This is a genomic window from Acinetobacter sp. LipI_15 (genome assembly GCF_058242865.1).
Map to the genome: position 1 here is coordinate 1616758 of NZ_JBZAYN010000001.1, position 14021 is coordinate 1630778.

General features: G+C 38.9%; 14 protein-coding genes. 6 read left to right on the forward strand and 8 right to left on the reverse strand.

The features are described 5' to 3' along the window. The first annotated feature begins 5 nt into the window (after nt 1-5). Nucleotides 6-791, forward strand: a complete 786-nt coding sequence (gene benD / locus AC4CU0_RS07750; protein WP_180027182.1) for a benzoate diol dehydrogenase BenD — start codon at nt 6-8, stop codon at nt 789-791. A gap of 64 nt (nt 792-855) precedes the next feature. Further along, nucleotides 856-2079, forward strand: a complete 1224-nt coding sequence (gene benE, locus AC4CU0_RS07755; protein ID WP_490742871.1) for a benzoate/H(+) symporter BenE — start codon at nt 856-858, stop codon at nt 2077-2079. A 179-nt stretch (nt 2080-2258) separates the two neighbouring features. On the opposite strand, the gene AC4CU0_RS07760 is transcribed toward benE, so the two are convergent. Continuing rightward, nucleotides 2259-3095, reverse strand: a complete 837-nt coding sequence (locus AC4CU0_RS07760; RefSeq protein ID WP_490742872.1) for an SDR family NAD(P)-dependent oxidoreductase — start codon at nt 3093-3095, stop codon at nt 2259-2261. A gap of 524 nt (nt 3096-3619) precedes the next feature. Between AC4CU0_RS07760 and AC4CU0_RS07765 the strand changes: the two genes are divergently transcribed. After that, on the forward strand, nt 3620-4060 hold the full coding sequence (locus AC4CU0_RS07765) for a DUF2147 domain-containing protein (protein ID WP_168379617.1): 441 nt from the start codon (nt 3620-3622) through the stop codon (nt 4058-4060). 85 nt (nt 4061-4145) lie between these two features. Here AC4CU0_RS07765 and AC4CU0_RS07770 read toward each other — a convergent pair whose 3' ends face one another. Beyond that, nucleotides 4146-5201, reverse strand: coding sequence for a Rieske 2Fe-2S domain-containing protein (locus AC4CU0_RS07770; RefSeq protein WP_490742873.1), 1056 nt, complete (start codon nt 5199-5201; stop codon nt 4146-4148). A gap of 248 nt (nt 5202-5449) precedes the next feature. On the opposite strand from AC4CU0_RS07770, the gene AC4CU0_RS07775 reads away from it, so the two are divergent. Next, nucleotides 5450-6379, forward strand: coding sequence for a LysR family transcriptional regulator (locus tag AC4CU0_RS07775; RefSeq protein ID WP_078190745.1), 930 nt, complete (start codon nt 5450-5452; stop codon nt 6377-6379). 104 nt (nt 6380-6483) lie between these two features. On the opposite strand, the gene hpxO is transcribed toward AC4CU0_RS07775, so the two are convergent. Then, nucleotides 6484-7641 (reverse strand): FAD-dependent urate hydroxylase HpxO, encoded by a 1158-nt coding sequence (hpxO, locus tag AC4CU0_RS07780; protein ID WP_180050824.1) that lies wholly within the window; start codon nt 7639-7641, stop codon nt 6484-6486. A gap of 207 nt (nt 7642-7848) precedes the next feature. Between hpxO and alc the strand changes: the two genes are divergently transcribed. Both alc and AC4CU0_RS07790 read left to right on the forward strand, forming a co-directional pair. Then, on the forward strand, nt 7849-8856 hold the full coding sequence (gene alc, locus AC4CU0_RS07785; protein WP_490742874.1) for an allantoicase: 1008 nt from the start codon (nt 7849-7851) through the stop codon (nt 8854-8856). Between the two features lie 90 nt (nt 8857-8946). After that, a complete protein-coding gene (locus AC4CU0_RS07790) occupies nt 8947-9447 on the forward strand; it encodes an ureidoglycolate lyase (protein WP_490742875.1) in 501 nt (166 codons plus the stop codon). A gap of 203 nt (nt 9448-9650) precedes the next feature. Here the strand turns inward: AC4CU0_RS07790 and AC4CU0_RS07795 are convergent, their stop codons facing one another. The 5 genes from AC4CU0_RS07795 to AC4CU0_RS07815 all read right to left on the reverse strand — a co-directional run bounded on the left by AC4CU0_RS07795 (nt 9651) and on the right by AC4CU0_RS07815 (nt 13651). Further along, nucleotides 9651-11030 carry a nucleobase:cation symporter-2 family protein gene (locus AC4CU0_RS07795; protein ID WP_490742876.1) on the reverse strand — a complete coding sequence of 460 codons (1380 nt, stop codon included), beginning with the start codon at nt 11028-11030 and terminating at the stop codon, nt 9651-9653. A gap of 30 nt (nt 11031-11060) precedes the next feature. Continuing rightward, on the reverse strand, nt 11061-11381 hold the full coding sequence (gene uraH, locus AC4CU0_RS07800) for a hydroxyisourate hydrolase (RefSeq protein ID WP_490742877.1): 321 nt from the start codon (nt 11379-11381) through the stop codon (nt 11061-11063). Then, complete coding sequence (gene uraD / locus AC4CU0_RS07805; protein ID WP_490742878.1) at nt 11378-11881, reverse strand: 2-oxo-4-hydroxy-4-carboxy-5-ureidoimidazoline decarboxylase; 504 nt, start codon at nt 11879-11881, stop codon at nt 11378-11380. The genes uraH and uraD overlap by 4 nt, the downstream gene beginning before the upstream one ends. A gap of 144 nt (nt 11882-12025) precedes the next feature. Then, entirely contained in the window at nt 12026-12988 is a 963-nt protein-coding gene (puuE, locus tag AC4CU0_RS07810) for an allantoinase PuuE (protein WP_490742879.1), read from the reverse strand. 117 nt (nt 12989-13105) lie between these two features. After that, on the reverse strand, nt 13106-13651 hold the full coding sequence (locus tag AC4CU0_RS07815) for a hypothetical protein (RefSeq protein ID WP_490742880.1): 546 nt from the start codon (nt 13649-13651) through the stop codon (nt 13106-13108). Nucleotides 13652-14021 lie beyond the last annotated feature (370 nt).

Sequence of the window (14021 nt, forward strand, 5' to 3'; positions counted from 1 at the left end):
GTTTAATGTCAGAACAAGCCAGATTTAACAATAAAGTTGTCATCGTAACCGGTGCCGCTCAAGGTATCGGTCGTGGAGTAGCACTACAAGTGGCTCGAGAAGGCGCTCAAGTGGTATTGGCAGATCTCTCAGATTTTGTTGAAGAGACGCTTAACGATATTCAAGCCCACAATGGCGATGCCATTATTGTTAAAGCCAATCTTGAAACATTTGCAGGCGCTCAATCAGTTGCTGCTCAAGCCATTGAAAAATATGGCCGAATTGATATTTTAATCAATAACGTTGGCGGTGCGATTTGGATGAAGCCCTTCCAAGAATTTTCAGAAGAAGAAATCATTAAGGAAGTTAATCGTTCATTATTTCCAACCCTCTGGTGCTGCCGAGCCGTGTTACCTGAAATGATTCAAAATCAGCAAGGGACAATTGTAAATGTATCTTCTATTGCAACCCGTGGTATTAACCGTGTGCCATATTCAGCGTCAAAAGGTGGGGTTAATGGCTTAACCGCTGCTCTCGCTTTTGAACATGCCAAAGATGGTATTCGAGTCAATGCCGTAGCCACAGGTGGCACAGAAGCCCCACCACGAAAAGTACCAAGAAATACCAATCCATTGTCAGATCATGAAAAACAATGGATGCAAGACGTGGTCGATCAAACCATTGACCGTACATTCTTAGGACGCTATGGCACAATTCAGGAACAAGTGAATGCCATCTTATTTTTGGCATCCGATGATTCATCTTATATGACAGGAACAGTCGTCCCTGTTGGTGGTGGAGATCAAGGTTAAACGCTATACCTTCATTGGTTAAATTCAACAGGCTCATTGACATAGTCGCATGGAGGCAAAAGCGATGGCACCCCTGTTAAAAACATTAAAAGAAGATTGGTCGATCTCAGCGACGGTTGCAGGATTTTTAGCCGTGCTGATCTCCTATTCAGGCCCACTGATTATTTTTTTCCAAGCCGTACAAAAAGCTCAAGTTTCCCCAGCCATGATGATTTCATGGATTTGGGGGATTTCTATTGGTGCTGCGCTGGCGGGTATTTATCTCTCTATTAAATATAAAACCCCGGTGATTACCGCGTGGTCAGCGCCCGGTACAGCCCTTTTAGTCACCCTATTTCCGAATATTTCACTGAATGAAGCCATAGCAGCTTATATCACGTCCGCTATTGTTATTTTCTTGATTGGCATCACTGGCTATTTTGACAAACTCTTAAAATGGATTCCTCAAGATGTCGCTGCGGGAATGATGGCAGGTATTTTATTTCAGTTTGGACTTGGACTGTTCACTGCGACAGATAGTATGCCGATCATTGTCTTTGGCATGTTATTGGTCTTTCTTATTTCGAAAAGACTTTCGCCACGCTACGCGATGATTTGGGTCTTACTGACTGGTGTCATCCTGAGTTTTACATTAGGAAAAATTAATCCTGTTGATGTGAATTTTCAACTCGCTATACCGCAGTTTATTGCTCCAGTTTGGACTTGGAACTCGACTTTAAATTTGGCGATTCCCTTAATTTTAGTCAGTCTGAGTGGTCAATTCCTTCCGGGGATGGCGATCATGAAACTCAGTGGATATGACACGCCAGCTAAGCCCATTATCACTGCGACCAGTATTGCCTCGCTCGCTGTAGCATGTATCGGAGGCATTACCATTGTTTTAGCGTCTATTACCGCAGCCATGTGTATGGGCAAAGATGCACATGAACTAAAAGAAAAACGTTATATAGCTGGTATTGCCAATGGTATTTTTTATATTTTAGGCGGCTTATTTGCAGGCAGTATTGTCATGTTATTTAGCCTATTACCTAAAGAGTTGGTCGCTGCACTTGCAGGTTTAGCGTTATTAGGTGCGATTGGAACAAACATTTCCGTTGCGATGAAAAATGAGGCCAACCGTGATGCGGCGCTAATTACTTTTTTAGCGACAGCCTCAGGTATGCATTTTTTAGGGCTAAGCTCAGTATTTTGGGGGATTTGTATCGGTGTCGCTGCACATGTCATTTTGACCAAACGAGTAGCCACACAAGCACCGATGACAACGACTCAAGATTCTAAAAGTTCATAATGTCCAAACGCATTGCCAATACAAAGAAGATGGAACACTACATCTTCTTTGTTTAATCGAAAACTCAATTTTTTGATTTTCTTGTCATTTAAACTTAAAAATTCAATATTCGAAATTAAGAGCTCTATAGGATAAAAAAGGGATCATGTTGCATCATCCCTTTTTTACTTATCTTTGAATTATTTACGTTTTTTCTTACCACTAAGTAGATCTATGGCTTGGGCATAACGTGTAGGTGCAATTCGCTGAATTAAATCAATAATTTTGGCATCATTACCAATTAAAACTCGACGTTTATTCTGCTTTACCGCATCTAAAATGACTTTTGCTGCGACTTCAGGCGGTGTTTTTAGCACTTTATTAAATGCTTTGGTTGCCCTATCTGGGTTCATCCCTAACGCACGAATACTGTCACTCATACGCGCGCTATTTGCAATATTGGTTCGAATCCCACCCGGATGCACGCAAGTTGCGCTGACTCCAGCATTTTCCAAGTCTAATTCTTGGCGTAAAGATTCAGTAAAACCTCGTACCGCAAACTTCGTTGCATTATAGGCACTTTGAGTCGGTTGAGCCGTCAAACCAAATAAGCTGGAAATATTAACTATATGTCCATCGCCACTTTGTTTTAAATACGGTAAAAATGCTTTTGTCCCATATACCACGCCCCAGAAATTAATATTCATAATCCACTCAATTTCATCATAATGCATACCTTCTACAGTACTGGCTAACGCGACACCTGCATTATTAAAGATCAAATTGACCTGGCCAAATTCAGCTTGGGTTGCAGCCGCCCATTGCTCGACAGCGGCACGATCAGATACATCTAACTGGGTCTGAGTTATTTTCACACCGGTGTGCTTAATCATTTCAGCCGTTTGTGCAAGGCCGTCGAGGTTGCGATCACTTAATGCTAGATGCGCACCTGATTGAGCCAGTTGAATGGCTAATTGCTGTCCAATACCTGAACCTGCTCCAGTAATGGCTGCGACTTTGTTGTTAAAATTTTTCATCGTTATTCCTATACACACTTAATCTCGTTCAGTGAACAAGCTGCATTTTCATATTATTCATAACACAAGCTTAACGAGAACTGATCTATGAATGAAATGATTTTATTTAATTGTAAAATATGAATGCTATACATAGCTCTTTAGCGTTATTGCTTCAAATCAAATTAATGTAATTCAACATGATTAGAGCAAAAATTGAAAACTTAAATGAGCCTTTTAGCTCCGGCTTTTTTTGGGATTGTAGCTCTAAATTTTTCAGCTCAAACAGCGTTTGATATTTATAAAAGTGATACAAATCCCAAATGTTATAAACAAAGCTCAACATTTATTCTATTTTTCTACACGATCCAGATTCTACATATTCAAAATCAGTATATAAAATCCACAATATATACTTATTTTTTTGTGAATATAGCCCTTGAAGACAACAAGGCTGATGCTTTGTAATTTTCCAAGTCTTGTGTATCCACCCTTTGGAAGATCAGGGATGCACATCTCTTATTATGTTCAATAGAGGTTCTAAAATGATAAAAACAACTCTTAGCCTAATCGGTTTGTCACTGGTGTCTAGCTTAGCTTTGGCTGCTGATCCATTGCATGGTACTAAATGGAAAACCATCGATGACCAAACCAAAAAACCTTTATCTGTAGTTCAATTTAATGAAACATCAAAGGGCGTTTTATCTGCAAAAATCGTTGATGTACTCACCCCGGGTGAAGCAGAAAACTGCCAAAAATGTGTAGGTAAATTCCACAATAAACCACTACTCGGTGTGCAAATCGTCAATGGTTTGAAAAATACCGGTAAAAATACCTATGACGGCGGTAAAATTACTGACCCGAAAAATGGTAAAACCTATAGTTTCAATGCCAAAATGTCGAATGACGGCAAGACCTTGAATGGTCGTGGCTATATTGGTGTATCTGCGCTTGGACGCAGCCAAACATGGATACGTGTAAACTAATCCTTTATGTACAAAGTCAAAAGCGGCTCGATTGAGTCGCTTTTTTTGTATGAAAACCAAGAATGAAATTATTCGAAAATAAAAATTAAACGGTATAACGTTTGCTTAGCCCCCATTCAGCTAATATGCGACGATAGGTTGTCGATGAGCGATCTGCTTCGAAATGCGCCTCCATACTGATATCCAGTGGCAATTCTTCAGGTTTTTGACTTTCCACCATGTCTTGATCTTCAGCAAAAATTTGTGCATTAAAATCATAGACCGCTTGTAAATCTCCTGTGGTATCAAAATTACGAGTTAAAGGCACAAATAAACGGGTTTTATTATGCGATACAGGACAACAGGCATTTAATATTTTCAACACCCCATTTTCAGGAAAATCGATGGTTAAAATTGCTGAAAATGGCGGATAGACATCAAATGTTCTTTTCCATAAAAAATCTTCTGGCGCTAAATGTTGTAAGCCATGCGGATAATTACTCACATCACTGAGATATTCTGTATGTAGTCCATAGTCTGTACGCACTGTCGAATATTTTTGCACTTTTGGGTTTTCACGGTCTGCAAAGCTTTCATGATGCACCCATGCGAAATGTGCAACATCAATAAAGCCTTCGAGCTGACGTCCACTTGAACCACCAATATCTACATAAGGTGGCAATATCGATTGGTGCTGCTCGGTATCCCACGTGTCTAAATTTGGAAAATTGGCCGTAGATTCATCTCGGTTAAATAAACTGGTCCACACTAATCCATATTTCAATACAACTGGAAATTTAGTTAATGAAAAACGCTCTGAAATTTGTGTCAGCTCTGGCTGTGCAGGAATTTTTACACACCTTCCTGCGCCGTTATAATGTAAACCATGATATGGACAAATAATGTCTTCACCCTTAACCCAGCCTTTAGTTAATGGCACCCCTCGATGTGGACAGATATCACGAACCAAATGAATTTTTCCACTTTCAGTTTGATATAACGCCATTTTTACATCGAGTAATTGCACTTGTTGCGGTTCAATTGAAACATCTTCTACACGTGCAACGGGATACCAATGCTGCGCCAAAATATTCCAGTCGTTGGCATCAAATGTACTGCACTGAGGTTGGGTAAATAAATTGAGTACAGGAATGGCATTCATAGTTCATCTCGACATTTTCAATATTTCTTCAGCATTTAGCGCTATTTAAATTTTGCTAAATCCTTATTTTCTAAGTCGAAATTAAATTCTAAACACATTTCTGTCTATTAGAATGATTTGCATAGATTGTTCTATTTTTTAGAACATTAAGCATTGAGCGCTGCACGATTTGATAAAGCTGGCATGAATATCGCTTTAAATGCATAACATTATGATTCGCTGATCACGCGATAGAGATTGAAGCCTGTATGTCGATTACTTTTTCTAGATTTTCTGAATATTTTATGGCGGTTGCACGGACTGGGAGTCTACGCAAAGCTGCTGAACAACTTTTTATTTCAGTCTCGGCAGTACATCGACAAATCGTTTTGGCAGAAGAAGAACTGGGGGTTGCCCTATTTGAACGACTACCTCAGGGCTTAAAACTGACGCTCGCGGGTGAATTACTATATGCCGATTTATTAAAATGGCAAAAAGAATATCAACTGACACGAACTCGATTTGATGAAATCCAAGGCTTAAACCGTGGAAACATTGAAATGGGCTTTATTGCAGCTTTGAATGACAGTTTTGTCGTCGACTGTATTCAAAAGATGGCTGAGACTTATCCGTGGATCAACCTCAACATCAGCATGAATAGCAGTGAAGACATTTCCAGAAAAATCGTCGATGCAGAATTAGATTTTGGCATAATTTTAAATCCGAAAAGCCATAGCCAATTAGAGATTTTATCCTTTATAGAAATTCCGTTAGGCTTTGTGATGTCGCCGCATCATACCTTGGGTGGAATGGATAAAATTTATCTTTCAGATACGTTAAATGAACGGCATATTTTGCCGAGTGATCCACTCATTATTAGTGAATATGTACAAACTTTATATAAACATCATAAGTTTAGTCCGATTCAAAAGATCGAATGTAATGACATTAGAATGATATTGTCATTGGTTCAGCAACAATTAGGCATCAGTTTGATGTCATACATGGATGCTTTGCCACTGCTTGAGAATAATAAGATTATTTTTAAACCGATCCGTGAAAAAGGCTTACACAGTTTGACCATCGCTTTATGTGTCGCATCGAAACGCCAAACCTCTCGAATTTCTCAGATCATGATTAATCTTTTGGTGGAAAAAATGGAAGAAATTAAGATCAATTTAAAATCTTTGAACCCCTAAAAGCATTATTTAAGCTTTTTTGTCACTTAATTTTTTGTAAAAAAAATCCAGTGCGAATAATTCGTACTGGCTGCTGAAAGCTAAAGTTTTATTAGTTTATTTTTTTAATCCAATGGATTACCTACAATATTACTGATAATACCTTTCATAATATGATTGCCTTGTTCCTTACGCAGTTCTGCATACCATTCACGCGTCACACTTTCATCTTTCATATGGGTCACATCACAACGCTTACGCGCTCGCAGAACCAATTCATTGGCACGCTCATTACGTTTATTTTGATAACGACGCAATGAATCTTGTAAGCCCAAAGTATTGATTTGCAAAGAACGAGCTAAATAAATTGCATCTTCCATTGCTTGGCAGCCGCCTTGTCCAATATCCGGCGTTGTACTGTGTGCTGCATCACCCACAATCACCACGCGACCTTTGTAGAAATCTGCAAAAGGTTCAATATCATGAATTTCTACCCGATTGGTTTTTTGGGCATCTACGGCATCAATCAACTTTTGAACCGGTTCACACCAACCTTTAAAGTATTCTTTAAATAAGGCCTTATATTGTGTGCGGTCATTTTCTAAGCCTGCTGCTAAAGGGACATCAAAGAAGAAATAGAATCGGTTGTCGGCAACGGGCATCAGCGAAACACGTTTACCTTCTCCTACAAATGTCGTCCATTGATCTGCCGCAGCAAATTCTTCTGAAATGTCGACTAAACCATTCCAATTGACGTAACCTGCATAGCGGCGCTCAACTTGTTCCCCCAATACATACGCCCGTGTCAATGAATGTGTACCATCGGCGCCAACCAATAAATCAGCCAGAACCTCACTTCCGTCAGCAAAACGCGTGATCACTTGATCGTCTTGTTCTGAGAAGCTCACCATTTTTTTGCCTAGATGAATATTCTCACGACCAAATTCATCCATAAGCATATTTTGTAAGTCAGCACGTGAAACGGGATAAGGTCGCTGTCCAACTTCTTCGATTAAAGGAAACAGACTAAACTGCGTCATAACATCGCCAGTTAAACCATCGATATAGGCTAAGTGATCCATCTTGCCACCGAGCTTTTCCACTTGTTCGGTTAGCCCCAAATAGTTCAAACATTTGACACCGTTAGACCATAAAGAAATAGCGGCTCCAACAGGTAAAATTTGTTCTGCCTGTTCATAGATGGTTACTTGGTGTCCAAATTTTTTCAAAGCGATCCCTGTCGTTAGGCCCGCCATACCTGCACCAATAATTGTAATGTCCATCTATAACTCCCCTGTGTTTTTTTAAATATCTTTCTCCTAAAAAGCGAAAAGCATGCCATTTTTTCAAAAAAGCAATAAAAAATCTAAAGTTGGCACACGCTGTGCTTCTAAACACGTGTAAATGCTTGTTTTTATCAAATGTTAAATTTTTAACACTGAAAACAAAATGCATATGTTTTAAATGAAAATAGTGAATGGATTTTATATATGGCGACTTTACTCGCACCAAGTTTTGATATTCCTGTACAGTTACAGACACTTACAAATTTAGCTGATGACCGTATTGGTGCAAAAATACTTGATTGTTCAGATGATTTTTTTGCAGAAGCAAAACGCATGCTGCAATTTAATGCACCAATCTTTGTCGAAGATAAATTTGATGATCATGGCAAATGGATGGATGGTTGGGAAACGCGTCGTAAACGCCATGCAGGTTATGATTGGGCAATCATCCAACTCGGTGTTGCTGGTCGAATTCAAGCCTTAGATATTGATACAACATTCTTTACAGGGAATTATCCAGCTTCCGCATCAGTTGAAGCCTGTTTTGCACCGAGTGGTGAACTAGCACAGGCAGCATGGGTCAATATCTTAGGCAATACCGTATTGGGCCCGAGCCAACACCATATATTGAAGGTCTCAACTGATCAGGTGTTTACCCATGTACGTTTAAATATATATCCAGACGGCGGTATTGCGCGATTTAAAGTCTATGGTGAAGTTCAGTTGCAAATTCAAGACAGTACGAGCACATTAGACCTCGTTGCACTAGAAAATGGTGGACGTGTTATTGCTTATAGTGATGCTCATTTTGGACATCCACGAAACTTAATTAACCCTGGTCGCGGCATCAATATGGGAGATGGTTGGGAAACTAAACGTCGCCGTGCACCAGGTTTTGACTGGTGTATTTTGGCTTTGGGTCAATCTGGTGCAATAGAGCAAATTGATATTGATACTGCCCATTTTAAAGGCAACTTCCCTGCGCAGGTTTCCATACAAGCGATCTATGTAGAAGATGCCACTGACCCTCAACTGATTCCGCAAAGTATGTTCTGGCCGTTTTTACTCGATGCACAAGACATGCAGATGGATCACATTCATAGCTTCGTCAGTGAGATTTTAAAGCATGAAAAAATATCGCATATCCGCATCAATATGATTCCTGACGGGGGGATTAGTCGCATACGGTTATGGGGAAAAATACATCCTTAATTACAGTGTTAATCACATAGGAAGCCTTCGTGCTTCATATGTATATTGTTTCAATTTTTTTTAATTAAATGCCCTATAAGATATCTAAACATGACACACAGCATAAAAATACAAGCTCTAAGTATTGAAGGCTTTGCGCCTTTTGGAGAGGTCATTTGCACGATTGAACATGATTTTTTCCACATCAATGACGCACATACAGAGCGATATCATGCCCTCGTGGAAACAGAAATTTCAGGTGATGCGGTTGCTGGAATTAGCCTCTTTAGAAATATCAAAACCACTGAATTGCCTTTTACGATTTCGATGTTAGAGCGGCATCCCAACGGCTCACAAGCGTTTATTCCAATGCAAGCGCAGGCTTTTTTAGTGGTAGTTGCACCTGCGTTGGATGATCACAGCCCTGATCTTACACAGCTATGTGCTTTCATCACTGATGGTAGCCAAGGAGTCAACTATCGTGCAGGAACATGGCATCATCCTCTCCTGACACTCGAAGCACCAAGTAGCTTTGCCGTCATCGATCGTATTGGGACTGGACATAATTGTGATGTGTTCCCGTTCCCAACGCCTATTCACATTTCAAATTAATGTATTTTTAGCTTAAATACTTAGAGTTCAATAGACTAAAAATCACTTAACCAATTGTTAGTAAATATCTTATTTCATGTCTTGGTATTAATTTATTTAAATATTACGCAATATAAAGCCCTCAATTTAGAGGGCTTTTTTTATTCTATACAAACTATATTCTATGAATCATCGTATGGTTCAAGACTTAAAATCTGCCATGATTAATGTTGCACATCTATCGCCATGCTTGGTTTTTTAACCTGATCTTTGCCCATAGTCACTTCTTTATTTTTAAATAAATTCAGATGATTGAACACAATATTTAAAATAATCGCCATCAAACAAGTTGAACTAATGCCTGAATGAAAGAGTGTTTGCACCCATTTTGGGAAGTTTGCATAGAAAGAATAATCGATAATTGGAATCATCCCTGCTGCAATCGCAGTCGCAACAATGATGAGGTTCTTTTGCTCGTTATAGTCAATTTTCGCCAAGGTACGAATACCACTTGCCGCAACCGTTCCAAACAAAACTAAACCAGCACCACCTAATACAGGGACAGGAATCGCTGCAATCAGTCGCCCCATAATTGGCAGAACGCCTAATACGACTAAAATCATTCCACCCGCTGCGACAACAAAGCGACTTTTCACGCCAGTAATCGCTACTAAACCAACATTTTGTGCAAAAGCACTTTGCATGAATGAGCCGAAGATTGGCGCTGCTGCACTAGATAACATATCTGCACGTAAGCCATTGGTAATACGCTCAGCATCCACTTTAGTACCAACAATCTCCCCAACGGCAATAATATCTGCTGTCGTTTCAGTCATAATCACTAAAGTCACGATCAACATAGCAATAATGGCACTTAACTCAAAAGTTGGCATACCGAAAGCAAAGAAGCTTGGAAATTGAATCCAGTTACCATTTGCAACTTTAGAAAAATCGCCAAAGCCAAAGGCATAAGCCAGCACCGTACCGAAGACGATGGCTAACAAAATAGATAAACGTCGGATAGTTGCATTACGGGTTAAGTTCAGCGCAATCACGATACCCAAAGTTAAAAATGCCAAACTGATGTTCTCAGCACTTCCCCAGTCTGGTGCTTTATTGTTCCCACCCATCATCCAGCGTACCGCGACAGGCAGCAATGAAAGACCAATCACAGTGATCACACAGCCAGTCACAATCGGTGGGAAAAAACGAATAATTTTTGAAAAATAAGGTGCTAGAAAAAAGCCAATTAGAGATGCAACAATCACCGCACCATAAACAGCAGAAAGCCCACCGCCTGCGGTTACTATGGCAATCATCGTCGCCACACCTGCAAATGAAACACCTTGTACTAAGGGTAATTTTGCACCGATATATTTCACACCGACGGTTTGTAGTATGGTCGCCAAGCCACCGACAAAAAGCGCCGCCGCAATCAATAAACCGATCTGCGCAGGTTCAAGTCCCGCGGCTGTACCAATAATCAATGGCGGAGCGATAATACCGCCATACATGGTTAATACATGCTGTAGTCCATAGGCAAGGCTTTTCCCTGCGCCTAAATATTCATGTTCTGGTGAAACTGTTTTATTTTGTTCTGTCATTTTTATATCCCCTATTTTTTAACTTTGCTCTTAGCTGCCACGATACGTTGAATATGCAAATGGGCTGATGAGTAAAGGAATATGAAAATGCTGCGAGGCATCTTTTACATAAAAATGAATCACAGCTTTTGGAAAAAAGGTTTCGGTATTTAAAGTCTGAAAATATTCAGCAGTCGCAAATTCAAGGCTATAAGCACCTGCTGTAAAGTCCTTCAGCGCAAAATCATTGACACGACCATCTGCATTGGTTTGGGCTGAACCTAGTAACTCTCCGTGTGCATTAAATAATTGAATGCTGACGTTTGCTGCGGGTTTGCCTAGATTGGAATCTAAAATATGTGAGCTAATCATGCGCTAAGCTCCTGTTTTAATCTTAATAAGGCAATTTCAGCCAGTTGATGATGAACAATTCGTTTTTCGGTTTCAGGATCATTCAATAATCGATATTGCAGCGCCTGTAGTACATCTTCACTACTGAGGCCAGAAGCTTTGATTAAAAAGAGGTATCCGTACTTTTTCTCATACGCGACATTGCCTTTGAGCAATGCAAATTGAGTTTCTTCATCTGCTGAAATTTCAGACTGTTCTTGATTTGAAAATTGTTGTTCCAAACAACTTAATTCTGCCTGTGCCTTTTTTTCACCAATCCGTGGATGGTTATCTAGAGCATTTTTGATTTCATCCCAAGTCCAAGCATTTGCAGCTTTTACTGCTTGCTCTGTGATTTGCGTGACAGAGGTATAAGGGCGCTGCGCCACAATGTGTTCTGCCCAGCTTTCAATTTGTACACAGTGCTTTAAAAAAGTTTTTGCATCTGCTTCGGATGCTTTATTAAATTCAACAAGTTGCACTATAAAAATCGCCTAAAATTATTGAATGATTGTTCAAATTTAGTTTTGCAATATCAGTGCCAACCTAGGTCTATGATGTCAGTTACCTAAGTTCAGGCCTAAAAAAAGAGGAGCTAAGCTCCTCTTTATCCAAATATTTTTTTATTAGACTGCATGATGTGTATACCAATGTTCCGCGATATCACCACGGCGACAGATCCAGACTTTTTCATGTGATTGCACATAATCTAAGAATCGTTGTAGTGCTTTAAAACGGCCTGGTCGCCCTAAAATACGACAATGCATCCCAATCGATAACATTTTTGGCGCGCTTTCACCTTCTGCATATAGCACATCAAAAGCGTCTTTAAGGTATTGATAAAATTGTTCACCACTGTTGAAACCACCCGGTGAACAAAACTTCATATCATTGCTTTCGAGTGTATAAGGAATAATTAAATGTGGACGGGTTTGACCACTTTCATTCGTCAAACGACTCCAAAAAGGCAGGTCATCACCATAGTGATCGCAGTCATATTTAATTTGCGGAAATTCAGCCAATAGCTGACGTGTGTTGGGACTGTCACGCCCTGTGTACCAGCCAATAGGCGTCCTTCCAAATAAAGCTTCAAGCACACTAATCGCTTGATCCATGTGCTGACGTTCTAGCTCTATCGGCATATCCTGATAATGTAACCAGCGTTGACCATGTGAAACGACATCATAGTTGGATTGTTTGATCGCATCGACAATATAAGGATTGCGCGCTAAAGCCATACCAACGCCAAAGACTGTCATGGGTAAATCACGTTTTTTAAATTCTTCATGAATCCGCCAAAAACCGGCTCTGGAGCCATATTCATACATCGAGTCCATCGACATATGTTTGGCAGGAAAACTGGCCGCTCCAATAATATCGGATAAGAATTGTTCTGATCCTGCATCCCCATGTTCGATGTGATTTTCCCCACCTTCTTCATAGTTCAACACAAACTGCACTGCGATACGTGCCTGATTAGGCCATACGACTTGAGGTACATCGCCATGATATCCAATTAGGTCTCTGGAATAATCCTGTTGTTGGATCTGATCAATTAAGTCTTGCCCGCGTAAGTAGCCTGTAGTCACTTCAACTTCCTAATTTGTTATATCAAACAGTAAAAAATTAGGTAGAAACAAGCAAATTATGCGCCAATGTCGTAGATGGCTAAATAACTTTTCATATCAATGACCATTGCCTTTTTTTTAAATATTGAATGGTTGCCCTGAATCATCTGCAATGATTGAAATTTGCCAAATTTCATCTATTTCTGGAAAATTCTGATGCAATTGATCAATGAAATAGTAATAACCTGGTGTATTTTCCGTAATATAAATGATTGTATTTGAACACAATATATAGAGTTGAATCTCATCAATGGTTCCAAGATCTTGGCGTACGACATCTATACTTTGAATATTTTTCCATAATATAGTTTTAGTGCTTATCTCAGGCCCAGTTGTAGTGTAAGTGAAACCATCATTAAAATATTCAAAATCACCTTTCTCCTGTCTTACACTCTCAAATTCATTTGTTTTATTTTTTATATCTTTTTTTAAATCAATAGAATCTACAAACCAAATATGAGGATGATAAATTATTGCATTCCAAATAATAAAAATACAAAGTGTAAAAAACCATATATTAGCTGTAATTACTATCGTAAGCACTGCCAATATAAATAAGATAAAACCCAAATTTAGGTTTAAAAATAATATAGTTGAAGTTCTTATTGGTAGTTGTACTTTCATTGGCAACTGCTTGAATAAAATATTACCATCATTCAATTTTTCGTTATATTTAAAGTAAAAACAAATTGCCAGTATTAAAAATGATATTAAGCCAATGAATGTAAAATGTTTTCCCCATATTTGCCAATTAGATAAAAAATATATAAAAATGACCATAAATATTGAAATTGAACAATACATCGTAAGTAAGGAATTTAAAAAAATATGCATCCTCATTGATTTTTTAATCTTGTAAATTTTTTAATGGTATAACTATACTTAAATATACATAAATTTAAAGCATCATGATCAAATATCTTTGTAAAATCAACACACTTAACTCTGAAAATTAATTTATATTCATAAGTCATTTTTCACTCAGTTCCAAATA